Annotated in this window: 11 protein-coding genes; 7 read left to right on the forward strand and 4 right to left on the reverse strand. The window is 70.5% G+C overall.

Annotated elements, in window-relative coordinates; all coding sequences use genetic code 11:
* Positions 1-16: 16 nt before the first annotated feature.
* Both ACWEPL_RS45955 and ACWEPL_RS45960 read left to right on the forward strand, forming a co-directional pair.
* The gene (locus ACWEPL_RS45955; RefSeq protein WP_452439938.1) at positions 17-2,518 is read left to right on the forward strand and encodes a glycoside hydrolase family 2 protein; all 2,502 of its coding nucleotides are present in this window, start codon (positions 17-19) and stop codon (positions 2,516-2,518) included.
* Entirely contained in the window at positions 2,515-3,510 is a 996-nt protein-coding gene (locus ACWEPL_RS45960) for a glycoside hydrolase family 5 protein (protein WP_452439939.1), read from the forward strand. The genes ACWEPL_RS45955 and ACWEPL_RS45960 overlap by 4 nt, the downstream gene beginning before the upstream one ends.
* On the opposite strand, the gene ACWEPL_RS45965 is transcribed toward ACWEPL_RS45960, so the two are convergent.
* The 4 genes from ACWEPL_RS45965 to ACWEPL_RS45980 all read right to left on the reverse strand — a co-directional run bounded on the left by ACWEPL_RS45965 (position 3,500) and on the right by ACWEPL_RS45980 (position 7,924).
* On the reverse strand, positions 3,500-4,459 hold the full coding sequence (locus ACWEPL_RS45965; protein WP_452439940.1) for a carbohydrate ABC transporter permease: 960 nt from the start codon (positions 4,457-4,459) through the stop codon (positions 3,500-3,502). The two genes, ACWEPL_RS45960 and ACWEPL_RS45965, sit on opposite strands and share 11 nt — an antisense overlap.
* Entirely contained in the window at positions 4,459-5,370 is a 912-nt protein-coding gene (locus ACWEPL_RS45970) for a carbohydrate ABC transporter permease (protein ID WP_452439941.1), read from the reverse strand. Before ACWEPL_RS45970 ends, ACWEPL_RS45965 begins: the two co-directional genes overlap by 1 nt.
* Positions 5,371-5,433: 63 nt before the next feature.
* On the reverse strand, positions 5,434-6,678 hold the full coding sequence (locus ACWEPL_RS45975; protein ID WP_452439942.1) for an extracellular solute-binding protein: 1,245 nt from the start codon (positions 6,676-6,678) through the stop codon (positions 5,434-5,436).
* Between the two features lie 205 nt (positions 6,679-6,883).
* Positions 6,884-7,924, reverse strand: coding sequence for a LacI family DNA-binding transcriptional regulator (locus ACWEPL_RS45980; RefSeq protein ID WP_363969990.1), 1,041 nt, complete (start codon positions 7,922-7,924; stop codon positions 6,884-6,886).
* Between the two features lie 152 nt (positions 7,925-8,076).
* Between ACWEPL_RS45980 and ACWEPL_RS45985 the strand changes: the two genes are divergently transcribed.
* The 5 genes from ACWEPL_RS45985 to ACWEPL_RS46005 all read left to right on the forward strand — a co-directional run bounded on the left by ACWEPL_RS45985 (position 8,077) and on the right by ACWEPL_RS46005 (position 12,039).
* Positions 8,077-9,039 (forward strand): acetylxylan esterase, encoded by a 963-nt coding sequence (locus ACWEPL_RS45985; protein WP_452439944.1) that lies wholly within the window; start codon positions 8,077-8,079, stop codon positions 9,037-9,039.
* A 114-nt stretch (positions 9,040-9,153) separates the two neighbouring features.
* Entirely contained in the window at positions 9,154-9,417 is a 264-nt protein-coding gene (locus tag ACWEPL_RS45990) for a phosphoribosyl-ATP diphosphatase (protein WP_192785690.1), read from the forward strand.
* Between the two features lie 64 nt (positions 9,418-9,481).
* Entirely contained in the window at positions 9,482-10,327 is an 846-nt protein-coding gene (gene hisG, locus ACWEPL_RS45995; protein ID WP_363969986.1) for an ATP phosphoribosyltransferase, read from the forward strand.
* 93 nt (positions 10,328-10,420) lie between these two features.
* The gene (locus ACWEPL_RS46000) at positions 10,421-11,305 is read left to right on the forward strand and encodes an ABC transporter ATP-binding protein (RefSeq protein WP_452439945.1); all 885 of its coding nucleotides are present in this window, start codon (positions 10,421-10,423) and stop codon (positions 11,303-11,305) included.
* Complete coding sequence (locus ACWEPL_RS46005) at positions 11,305-12,039, forward strand: ABC transporter permease (protein WP_452439946.1); 735 nt, start codon at positions 11,305-11,307, stop codon at positions 12,037-12,039. Before ACWEPL_RS46000 ends, ACWEPL_RS46005 begins: the two co-directional genes overlap by 1 nt.
* The last annotated feature ends 25 nt before the right edge of the window (positions 12,040-12,064 follow it).

Below are 12,064 nucleotides of genomic sequence, written 5' to 3' on the forward strand. Positions count from 1 at the left end.
CGAGCCCGGAGGGTTGATGAGCCCGTTCCGCCCCCTTCATGAAGCCTGGACCGTCCGCTCCGCGAGCGGCGACGTGCGGGCCCCGGCCACCGTCCCAGGTTGCGTGCACACCGACCTGCTCGCCGCGGGGCTGATCCCCGACCCCTACCTCGACGACAACGAGACCCACCTGGCCTGGATCGGGCGCACCGAGTGGCGTTACGAGACGGAGTTCTCGTGGGACGGCACCGGGCACGAGCACGTCGACCTCGTGTGCCAGGGGCTCGACACCGTGGCGGCCGTCGAGCTCAACGGCGTGCGGGTGGGCGAGTCCGCGAACATGCACCGCTCGTACCGGTTCGACGTCCGCCACGCGCTGCGGACCGGGAGCAACCGGCTGACGGTCACGTTCGGATCGGCGCTCGAATACGCCGAGCGGCTGCGGGAGGAGCTCGGCCACCGGCCGGGCGCCTACACCCAGCCCTACAACTTCATCAGGAAGATGGCCTGCAACTTCGGCTGGGACTGGGGCCCGACGCTGATCACGGCGGGCATCTGGCGGCCGATCGGGCTGCACGAGTGGAGCGGGGCCAGGATCGCCGAGGTCCGGCCGCTGGTGACCGTCGAGGACGGGACGGCCAGGGTGGACGTGCACGTCCGGGTGGAGAAGACGGGCGCCGCCGAGGTGAGCGCGGCGATCAAGGGGGTGACGGCCCGCGCCGTGATCCCCGAGGACGGCGACGAGGCCGTGCTCACGCTGGAGGTGCCCGACCCGGAGCTGTGGTGGCCGCGAGGGTACGGCGAGCAGCCGCTCTACGAGCTCGAGGTGACGGCCGGCGAGGACGTGTGGCGTCGCCGGATCGGGCTGCGCGAGGTGCGGCTGCGTACCGAGGACGGCGCGTTCACCCTGGCCGTCAACGGGGTCGAGGTGTTCGTCAGAGGGGTCAACTGGATCCCCGACGACTGCTTCCCCACCAGGGTGGGCCGCGACCGCTACGCCGCCCGGCTCGCCCAGGCCTGCGAGACGAACGTCAACCTCGTCCGCGTGTGGGGCGGCGGCCTGTACGAGAGCGAGGACTTCTACGACCTGTGCGACCGGCTCGGGCTGATGGTCTGGCAGGACTTCCCGTTCGCCTGCGCCGCCTACCCCGAGGAGGACCCGATCGGGGCCGAGGTGGAGGCGGAGGCGCGCGAGCAGGTCGCCAGGCTGAGCGCGCACCCGAGCCTGGTCCTGTGGTGCGGCAACAACGAGAACATCGAGGGCTACGCCGACTGGGGCTGGCAGGAGCCGCTCCAGGGACGTAGCTGGGGAGGCGGCTTCTACCTGGAGACGCTGCCGCGCGTCGTGGCCGAGCTGGACCCGACCCGCCCGTACTGGCCGGGCAGCCCCTACTCGGGCTCCATGGACCTGCCGCCCAACGACCCGGCCCGCGGCACCATGCACATCTGGGACGTGTGGAACGAACGCGACTACACCGTCTACCGCGACTACCGGCCGCGCATGGCCGCCGAGTTCGGCTTCCAGGGGCCCGCCGCGTACGCCACGATCCGGCGGGCGATCAGCGACGAGCCGCTGCTGCCCGACTCCCGGGGCCTGCTGCACCACCAGAAGGCCGTCGACGGCAACCTCAAGCTGGCCGCCGGGCTCAAGCCGCACTTCCCGGTCCCCGGGACCTTCGACGACTGGCACTACCTCACCCAGGTCAACCAGGCGCGTGCCATCCAGCTCGGGGTGGAGCACTTCAGGGCCCTGTGGCCGCACTGCGCGGGCAGCGTGGTGTGGCAGCTCAACGACTGCTGGCCGGTCACGTCGTGGTCGGCCGTGGACGGGGACGGGCGGAGGAAGCCGCTGTTCCACGCGCTGCGCAGGGCGTACGCCGATCGGCTGCTGACGGTGCAGCCGCGCGACGGCGGGATGGCGCTGGTCGCCGTCAACGACAGCGCGCGGCCGTGGCGGGCGTCGGCGCGGGCCGTACGGCACGGCTTCGACGGCAGCGTGCTCGCGGCGCAGGACCTCGCGCTGGACGTGCCGCCCCGGGCGGTCGTCACCCTGCCGCTGGCCGCGCCCGTCGCCGAGCCGGGCGACCCGGCGAGCGAGCTGATCACCGCCGCGATCACCGGGCCGGACGACCCAGCGGGCGAGCCGATCGCCGCCGGGATCACCGAGCTGGACGACCGGGCGGGCGAGCCGATCGCCGCCGGGATCGCCGCGCCGGGCGGTGGCGACCCTGCGGTGGCGCGGGCGCTGTGGTTCTTCGCGCCCGACCGGGACCTGCGCCTGCCCGAGCCGCGTTACGACACCGCGGCCGAGGCCGTCCCCGGCGGGCTCCGGCTGACGGTCACCGCGCGCACGCTCCTGCGCGACCTGGCCGTCTTCCCCGACCGGCTGGACCCGGCCGCCGAGGCCGACGACCAGCTCGTCACGCTGCTGCCGGGCGAGCGGGCCGAGTTCCTGATCGACACGGCGGGCCTGAACGAGCAGGCCCTCGTCCGCGTGCCGGTGCTGCGCTGCGTCAACGATGTGGTGGTGGAAGCATGAGGCGGTACGGGTTCAACCTGCAGTGGATGTTCTGGAAGGACCCCGGCGTGAAGCCCGCGCCCGTCGATGAGCGGGTGCTGGACGCGATCGCCGCGTGGGGCTTCGACTTCGTCCGCATGCCGTGCGACTACCGCTTCTGGACCGACGGGCTCGACTACGCCCACCCCGGCGAGCGCGTGCTCGAGGTGCTGGACGCCTACCTCGGCGCCTGCCGCGAGCGCGGCCTGCACCTCTCGCTCAACCTCCACCGCGCCCCCGGCTACGTGATCACCGGGTGGGAGAGCGAGCACCACAACCTCTGGGCCGACCGCGAGGCGCAGGATGGCTTCGCCGCCATCTGGACCGGTTTCGCCCGCCGCTACCGGGGCGTGCCCGGCGACGAGCTCTCGTTCGACCTCGTCAACGAGCCGCCCTCGGTGGGGGAGCGGGGCTTCACCAGGGCGGCGCACGAGACGGTGATCCGCCGCGTGGTGGCGGAGATCCGGCGGGCCGACCCGGACCGGCCGATCGTGATCGACGGGCTGGGCGGCGGCCACCTGGCAGTGCCGGAGCTGGCCGACCTCGGCGTGGTCCACAGCACCCGCGGCTACGCGCCGATGAGCGTCAGCCACTACCGGGCCGAGTGGTGGCCCGGCTCACAGGGCCTGGCCGAGCCCACCTACCCCTGCGACTACCAGGGACGACGCTGGGACCGGGCCGCGCTGCGCGACTTCTACGCCCCGTGGCGCGAGGTGGCGGGGCAGGGTGTGCCCGTCCACGTGGGCGAGTTCGGCTGCTACGACCACACGCCGAACGACGTCGCGCTGCGCTGGCTGTCCGACGTGCTCGGCGTGTTCGCCTCGTTCGGCTGGGGATACGCGTTGTGGGAGTTCCAGGGGCCGTTCGGGGTGATCGGGCACCGGCGGCCCGGTGCGCGCTTCGAGCAACTCGACGGGTTCCCGGTGGACCGGGACCTCCTGGAGCTGCTCCAGGCGCACCGGATCAGCCCTTGAGGCCGCTGAGGGCGATGCCGCGGGTGAAGTACTTCTGGAAGATCACGAAGAAGACGATCGTCGGGACCGACGCGAGCAGCCCGCCCGCCATGATCGCGCCTTGGTGATCGGGGCCCACGTAGTAGGAGTTGAGCCTGGCCAGTGCGACGGGTATGTTCGCCATCTCGTCGCTCTGGACGATGATGAGCGGCCAGAGGAAGTTGTTCCACTCCGCGAGCACGATGAAGATCGACATCGCGGCGAGCGCCGGCCGCAGCAGCGGCAGCACGATCTTCCACCAGATCCGCCACTCCCCGGCGCCGTCCACCCTGGCCGCCTGGATCAGCTCGTTCGGCAGCGACTGCAGGAACTGCACCAGGAAGAACAGCACGAACGCCTTGGCCAGCGCCGGCACGATGTAGGCGGCGTAGTTGTCCAGCCAGCCCAGGTTCCGCATGATCACGTAGTTGGGGATCAGCGTCGTCTGCCAGGGCACCATCATCGAGGCGATGATCAGCAGGAAGATCGTCCGCCGGCCCTTGATGTCGTGCTTGGAGATCACGTACGCGGCCAGCGAGCAGATCAGCAGCGACCCGGCGGTGATGGCGGTGGTGATGACGAGGCTGTTGAGCATGAACCGCCAGAACCCCATGTCCACCTGGTAACGCTGGAAGATGCCCGCCAGGTGGCCGGGGTTGATCCCCTTGGGGCTCCACTCCGTGTCGTAGAAGTTGGCGACCGTGGGGGACTGCGGCACGAACGACGGCGGCGTCCTGGCCAGCTCCCTCGGCGGCTTGAACACCGTGATGAGCAGCCAGTAGAACGGCGCGATCATCGTCAGCGCCAGCAGGTAGAACGGCAGGCGCAGCAGATGCCCGTTGATCTTCGCGCGTCGGCTGCCGCCCGCCGGGGCCGCGTGCCGGGACGGCTGCGGCGCGGGGGCGATCGTGTCCATCGGGGCGACGGCCATCACAGCTCCTTCATGGCGCGGCCCACGCGCAGGTTGACGAGGCTCAGCACGAAGATGATCAGGAAGAGGACCCAGGCGATCGCCGAGGCGTAGCCCAGCCTGAAGTGGGTGAATCCCTGGTCGTAGAGGTAGGGGACGATCATCAGGCCCGAGTCGAGCACGCCGCCGATGGTGTTGGCGCCCGACGAGAAGACGATGTAGACGGCCTCGAACACCTGGAAGGCGCCGATCAGGCCGGTCACCACCACGTACGTGGTGACGGGACGCAGCAGCGGCAGGGTGATGTGGCGGAAGCGGTGCCAGGTCGAGGCGCCGTCGATCTTGGCGGCCTCGTAGTACTCCTCGGGGATCGAGCCGAGGCCGGCCACGTACAGCACCATGCCGTAGCCCATGCCGCCCCACACCGACATCACCACCAGGATGGGGATCGTCAGCCCCGGCGTGGCCAGCCAGGCCACGGCCTTGCCGCCGAACCAGCCCACGATGGTGTTGGCCAGGCCCACGTCGCTGGGGTAGAGGACCCACTTCCACATCAGCATGAGCGCGATGGAGGAGGTCACCGACGGCAGGAAGAACACCGTGCGCATGATCCGGTGCAGCCAGCTCGTGCCGCTGAAGGCCAGCGCGAGGCCCAGCGACAGCAGCGTGCCGAACACGACCGACGCGACCACGTACAGGGCCGTGTTGCCCAGCGCGTGGCGGAACCTGGCGTCCGAGGCCAGCTGCTGGAAGTTCTCCAGGCCGGTGAACGCGGCGGGGTTGATCCCGTCGAACTTCGTGAAGCTCAGATAGAGAGAGTTGGCCAGCGGCCAGATCAGAAAGCCCGCGAACAGCGCGAGGAAGGGCAGCAGCATCGCGTACGAGGTGCCGTAGCGGCGCAGCCTGCTGCGCAGGGGGATGGGGGAGGCCATGTCAGACTCCTAGGTCATCGGGGGGCCGGACCGGGACCGGGACATGCCGGTCCCGGCGAGCGGCTAACCGGCGTTGCGCTCCATGACCTTGGCGGCCTCCGCCAGCGCGGTCTTGGCATCCGACTTGCCCAGGATGACCGACTGGAGCTGCTTGGTCACGTCCGGCGCGCTCTCGTCCCAGCCCGGGCAGCCCGGCGCGGCCTTGCCCGTCTTGATCGACGCCTCGAACACCTGAGCCTGCTCGGGCGCGAACACCGAGCCGTTCACGATCTTGTCGGCCCGCGGTGAGATGTAGGAGATGTTCCGCTTCCTGGCCTCGTCCGAGATCGCGGCGATGGCCTCGTCGCTGTACATGAACTTGACGAAGTCCGCGCCCGTCTCGACGTACTTGCTGAAGGAGGTCACGCCGATCGCCCGGCCGCCGATGAACGCGGTCGGCCCGGCGGGCCCCGCGGGGATCGTGGACATCGCCCACTTGCCCTTCAGCTTCGGCTTGTTGATGTCGATGCCCTTGGCGATCCAGTTGCCCGCCACCACCATCGCGGTGCCGGTGTCCAGCGCGTCGGAGCCCTCCACGGTGGCGGTCGGCGCGCCGTGCTTCTTGTACAGGTCGGCCCAGTACGTCAGCGCCTTCTCGGCCTCCGGGGTGTTGAGCGAGGGCTTGCAGTCGGCGGTGTAGAACGAGCCGCCCGCCTGGTAGAGGTAGTTGAAGTAGCCGATCCAGTCCAGGTTGCCCCAGTCCTGGCTGTAGGGCTTCTTCACGCCGGCGGCCTTGAGCTTGTCGATGGCCGCGGTCAGCTCGTCCCAGGTCTTGGGCGGCTCGACCTTGGCCTTCTCCAGCAGATCGGTGCGGTAGTAGAGGGCCAGGGTCGACATGTCCAGCGGCACGCCGTACACCGAGCCGTCAGGGGAGATGGCCGACTCCCACTGGGCGGGCAGCGCCTGCGCCTTGAGCGAGTCGGCGCCGTACTTGCGCAGGTCCACCATGGCGCCCCTGGTGCCGAACTGGATGGTCCAGGTCATGCCGCCGGAGATGACGTCGGGCCCGTTGCGACTGGTGGCCGCGGCCAGCAACTTGGCGTACGCGTCGCTCCACGACAGGGTCTGCACCTTGACCGTCACGTTCGGATGCTTCTGGTGGTAGAGGTCGGCCGCCTTCTGGAAGGTCGCGGTCTCGTCGTCTCCGCCCGTGGACCAGAAGGACAGGGTCGCGGGGGCGTTCTGGTCTGCCTGCTTGGTCTGCGTCTGGCCGCTCGTGGCGCAGGCCGCGCTCAGGACCGTCAGCAGGACCGCGCTGCACGCTGCCATCGTTCGTCGCATGGGGCTGTCCGATCTATCGGTCGGATGGGCGCCGGGACTCCCCTGCGAAGGGCGTGCGGATGTGCGAGGGCATCCCCACGACTGGCGCCCAAATTCAATGGTGTAGGGATCTCACCACTTAAACGGGTAAGTTACAATAGCCAGCCTTGGAGATTGCTGAAATGTTTCCCCTTATGGAGCCGCTGACCTGTGGCTACATCGCCCGTGAAACGGTTCGGTCACGGCCCGCGGGGGCGGTGCTGCCCCGGGGCAGCAGGCGCGCCGGCGGCCCCTCCGGGCTCCCCGTCTCCCCGCTGCCGATCAGCCGGAGCAGGGTCTGGGCGGCGTGCGCGCCGCAGGCGGGGATGTCCCTGGTCACCGCGGTCAGCGACGGCCGCACCACCTGGGAGAGCGGCGAGTCGTCCCAGCCCACGATCGACAGCTCGGCGGGGACGTCCAGGCGCATCTCCTGGGCGACCGACAGCCCCGCCACCGCCATGATGTCGTTGTCGTAGACGATCGCGGTGGGCCTGGCCCGGGAGCTGAGCAGCCGCCTGGTCGCGCGGGCGCCCTGCTCGCCCGTGTAGTCGGTGTGGACGACCGGATGCTCGCCGACGCCCGACTCGGCGCAGAGCTCCGCGAACGCCTCGTCCCTGATCCTGGTGTGCAGCAGCTCCGGCAGCCCGGCCACCCTGGCGATGTGCCGGTGGCCGAGCGCCGCGAGATACTCGACCACCTCGCGCAGCACGGCCACCTCGTCCGACCACACCGAGGGCAGCGAGCCGGTGCCCGACGGGTGGCCGGTCACCACCGCCGGCATGCCCAGCCGCTCGACCACCGGTATCCGGGGGTCGTCGGTGTGCAGGTCGACCAGGATCGCGCCGTCCACCCGGCCCTCGCCCCACCAGCGCCGGTAGACCGCGATCTCGGCCTCGTGGTCGGCCACCACCTGCAGCATCAGCGCGCACGAGCTGGCCGCCAGCTCGCCCTCGATGCCGCTGATCAGCTCCATGAAGAACGGCTCCACGCCGAGGAAGCGCGCCGGGCGGCACAGGACCAGGCCGATGGCGTCGGCCCTGGCGCCGCTGAGCGAGCGCGCGGCCACGTTGGGCCGCCAGCCGATCTCCTGGGCGATCGCCTGGATGCGCGCCCTGGTCTCGGCGGAGACACCGGGCTGGCCGTTCAGCGCGTAGGAGACAGCCCCCTTGGACACGCCGGCCCGTCTGGCGATGTCGGCGATCGTTGGCCTCTTCACCCCGTGCTCCTCTCTGAAACTTTCACTGAACCGTATCAGCGATAACCGCGGCTCTCCTGGCGCCGAACGCTCGCCCTCCCGCGACCGGATGATCGCGCCGGCGCGATCACCGTTACGGTGAGGGCACCCCGATGTGTCCTCCAGGAGTGCCGATGTTCGTAGACATGCCACTCGCCCGGCTACGCGAGTATCTCCCCGAACGCGCCGAGCCCGCCGACTTCGACGCCTTCTGGGAGCGCACGCTCGCCGAGGCCCGCACCCACGAACTCGCCCCCGAGTTCACCCCCGTGGCCTCCCCGCTGACCACCGCCGAGGTGTTCGACGTCACCTTCGCCGGCTTCGGCGGCCATCCGATCAAGGGCTGGCTGCTCGTCCCGCGCCAGGCCGCCGGGCCGGTGCCGTGCGTGGTCGAGTACCAGGGCTACGGCGGCGGACGCGGGCTGCCGATCGACTGGCTGCTCTGGCCCAGCCTCGGCTACGCCGTCTTCGCCATGGACAGCCGGGGCCAGGGGGCCGGCGGGTGGCGGCGCGGCGACACCGCCGACCCCTATCCCGGCTCCGGCCCCACCACACCCGGCGTCATGACCAGCGGCATCCACGACCCGGACGCCTACTACTACCGGCGGCTCTACACCGACGCGGTGCGCGCGGTCGAGGCCGCCAGGGCCCACCCCCGGGTGGGCACGGTCGCGGTCGGCGGCGCCAGCCAGGGCGGGGCGATCGCGCTGGCCGCTTCGGCGCTGGTGCCCGGCCTCGCCTGCGCCTTCCTGGACGTGCCGTTCATGTGCCACATCCGGCACGCCACGGAGATCACCGGCGAACATCCGTACGCCGAGATCGCCGCCTACTGCCGGGCGTTCAAGGAGAAGGTCGAGCCCGTCTTCGAGACCCTGGCCTACTTCGACGGCGTCAACTTCGCCGCCCGCGCCGCCACGCCCGCCCTCTTCTCGGTCGGGCTGCAGGACGGGATCACGCCGCCGTCCACGGTGTTCGCCGCCTACAACCACTACGCCGGGGAGAAGGACATCAAGGTCTACCCGTACAACGGGCACGAGGGCGGCGAGTCCGCGCACGCCATGGAGCGGATCGCGAGGGCCAGGAAGGCGCTCGGCTGAGAACGCCCCGGTGGCCCATTGGTGAGGCCGTCTCGCGTGGCGGACGCGGGGCGGCGTCACCCTCTCACGCAGACTAGGCTTGACAAGCACGTCAGCCGACCGACGAGAGAGACCATGAAGACCTTCGAAGAGCTGTTCGCCGAGCTGTCCGAGAAGGCCAGGACCCGGCCCGAGGGCTCGGGCACCGTGGCCGCCCTCGACGCCGGCGTCCATGCCATCGGCAAGAAGGTCGTCGAGGAGGCCGCCGAGAGCTGGATGGCCGCCGAGCACGAGTCAGACGACAGGGCCGCCGAGGAGATCTCCCAGCTCCTCTACCACGTGCAGGTGCTCATGATCGCCAAGGGCATCGGCCTCGACCAGGTCTACAAGCATCTCTAGGGCGCCCGGCGCCCGCCACCAAGCCCCTGGAGAAGCAACAGCGAGACAGATCGAGGACCCGAACATGCTGCGTCTGGCAGTACCCAACAAGGGCTCGCTCAGCGAGGCGGCCCAGAACATGCTCAAGGAGGCCGGTTACCGGCCCCGCAGGGACAGCAAGGAGCTCGTCGTCGTCGACGAGGCCAACGGCTGCGAGCTGTTCTTCCTGCGACCCCGCGACATCGCCGTCTACGTCGGCGAAGGCACGCTCGACGTCGGCATCACCGGCCGTGACATGCTGGTCGACTCCGGCGCGCCGGTCGAGGAGATCATGCCGCTCGGCTTCGGCGGCTCCACCTTCCGCCTGGCCGCCGCGGCCGGCACGATGACCTCGGCCGCCGACCTCAACGGCCGCCGCATCGCCACCTCCTACGCGGGCCTGCTCGACAAATACCTCTCCGACGAGGGCGTCGACGCCCGCGTGATCAAGCTCGACGGCGCCGTCGAGACCGCCATCCGGCTCGGCGTGGCCGACGCGGTGGCCGACGTCGTCGAGACGGGCACCACGCTGCGCAACGTCGGCCTGGAGGTGTTCGGCGAGCCGATCATGCGCTCGGAGGCGGTGCTGATCAAGCAGCAGAGCTCGCCCGACACGCCCGCCGCCCAGCAGCTCGTCCGCCGTATCCAGGGAGTCGTGCACGCCCGCGACTTCGTGATGATGGACTACGACATCCGGGCCGAGCGCATCGAGGAGGCCATCGCCCTCACCCCCGGCATGGAGGGCCCCACCGTCTCCCCGCTGCACCGCGAGGGCTGGGTGGCCGTGCGCGTCATGGTCCGCCGCCAGGGCCACCAGCTGGTGATGGACCAGCTCTGGGACATCGGCGCGCGGGCGATCCTGATCACCGACATCTACGCCTGCCGCGTGTGACGTCCGGCCCCGGCGTTGGCCTGACAAATGTCACGGCCAACGCCGGAGGTAACGCACTAACCGGCCGGAAGCCGCGGCCATAGCGTTCTTCTCATGAACGCCATCGTGTTCGACCACGTCAGCAAGCACTACGGGGACGTGCTCGCCGTCGACGACCTCTCCCTCACGATCGAGCCAGGCAACACCGTGGCCCTGCTCGGCCCCAACGGCGCCGGCAAGTCCACCTCCATCAACCTCCTGCTCGGCCTGCTCAAGCCCACCACGGGCACGGTCGCCGTGCACGGCCGCACCCCCGACGAGGCCGTCCGGGCCGGCCAGATGGGCGCCATGCTCCAGAACGGCGCGCTCATCCCCGAGCTGTCCGTCAAAGAGCTCATCGACCTGGTACGCCGCCTCTACCCCAACCCCCTCGCCCTGGACGAGATCCTCAAGCTGGCCGACCTGACCGAGCTCGCCGGCCGGCGGGCGAACAAGCTGTCCGGCGGCCAGTCGCAGCGCGTCAGGTTCGCCCTGGCCGTCGCGGGGGCGCCCAAGATCCTGCTGCTCGACGAGCCGACCGCGGCCATGGACGTGGAATCGCGACTGCGCTTCTGGGCCAGCATGCACGACTACGCCTCCGACGGCAGGACCGTGCTGTTCGCCACCCACTACCTGGAGGAGGCCGACGAGCACTCCGACCGGGTGATCGTCATCGCCAAGGGCCGGCTGGCCGCCGACGGCACCGCCGCCGAGATCAAGGCCGGGGCCGGCGGCCACACCGTCAGCTTCGCCCTCGGCGAGCAGCCCGCGGCCGGGCTCGACCGGCTGCCCGGGGTGACCGCCGTGGAGGTCGCCGGCGGCGTCGTCACCCTGCACACCTCCGACACCGACGCCACCCTCGCCGCGCTCTACCGGGGCACCACCCTCGACGTGAGCGAGCTGAAGCTCTCCAGCGCCGACCTCGAATCCGCCTTCCTCGCCCTGACCAGGGAGTCCTGATGCTCTACTACGCCAAGACCGAGGCCCTGCGGATGCTGCGCAACCGGCGCTACCTGATCTTCGTGGTCGCCTTCCCCGTCCTGCTCTACCTCATCAACGCCAACATCTACGGCAACCAGACCGACGCGGGCGGCGTGAGGTACAGCGTCATCCTGATGGTGTCGATGGCCGCCTACGGGGCGCTGGCCTCGTCCATGATGAGCTCGGCCGTGCCGTGGGCCACCGAGCGGCAGTCCGGCTGGCTGCGCCAGCTCCAGATCACCCCGCTGCCGAGCTGGGCGATCATCGTGACCAAGCTCGGCGCCACCATGGTGCTCGTGCTGCCCTCGCTGGTGCTGGTGAGCCTGGCCGCCGTGGTGCAGCAGCACGTGTCGCTGTCGCTCGGCACCTGGGCGGAGCTGCTGCTCGCGCTCTGGCTCGGCGTGCTGCCGTTCGTCGCGCTGGGCCTGGCCATCGGGTCCGTGCTCTCGGCCGACGCCGCCCAGCCGGCCGCGATGATCTGCATGTTCGCGCTGGCGATCGCCGGCGGGCTGTGGTTCCCGCCCGAGGTGCTCGGCGACACCCTGCGCACGGTCGCGGACGTCACCCCGTCGTTCCACTACGCCAGGCTGGGCCAGAGCATCGTCGCCGGCCAGGGACTAGCCATGACGGACGTGCTGGTCGTCGCCGGGTGGGCGGTCGCGCTGGGGGGCGCCGCCGCCTACCTTTATCATCGGGCTACCGTACGCTCTTGACACCAGCTCCACAGGCGTTTCACCT

It is taken from the genome of Nonomuraea sp. NPDC004186 (genome assembly GCF_053603495.1).

Excerpts from the sequence above, each read along its gene's own strand:
- hisG (WP_363969986.1), top strand. The coding sequence starts at position 9,482 with ATGCTGCGTCTGGCAGTACCCAACAAGGGCTCGCTCAGCGAGGCGGCC.
- ACWEPL_RS45975 (WP_452439942.1), bottom strand. The coding sequence starts at position 6,678 with ATGGCAGCGTGCAGCGCGGTCCTGCTGACGGTCCTGAGCGCGGCCTGC.
- ACWEPL_RS46005 (WP_452439946.1), top strand. The coding sequence starts at position 11,305 with ATGCTCTACTACGCCAAGACCGAGGCCCTGCGGATGCTGCGCAACCGG.
- ACWEPL_RS46000 (WP_452439945.1), top strand. The coding sequence starts at position 10,421 with ATGAACGCCATCGTGTTCGACCACGTCAGCAAGCACTACGGGGACGTG.
- ACWEPL_RS45965 (WP_452439940.1), bottom strand. The coding sequence starts at position 4,459 with ATGGCCGTCGCCCCGATGGACACGATCGCCCCCGCGCCGCAGCCGTCC.
- ACWEPL_RS45960 (WP_452439939.1), top strand. The coding sequence starts at position 2,515 with ATGAGGCGGTACGGGTTCAACCTGCAGTGGATGTTCTGGAAGGACCCC.
- ACWEPL_RS45985 (WP_452439944.1), top strand. The coding sequence starts at position 8,077 with ATGTTCGTAGACATGCCACTCGCCCGGCTACGCGAGTATCTCCCCGAA.
- ACWEPL_RS45970 (WP_452439941.1), bottom strand. The coding sequence starts at position 5,370 with ATGGCCTCCCCCATCCCCCTGCGCAGCAGGCTGCGCCGCTACGGCACC.
- ACWEPL_RS45955 (WP_452439938.1), top strand. The coding sequence starts at position 17 with ATGAGCCCGTTCCGCCCCCTTCATGAAGCCTGGACCGTCCGCTCCGCG.
- ACWEPL_RS45990 (WP_192785690.1), top strand. The coding sequence starts at position 9,154 with ATGAAGACCTTCGAAGAGCTGTTCGCCGAGCTGTCCGAGAAGGCCAGG.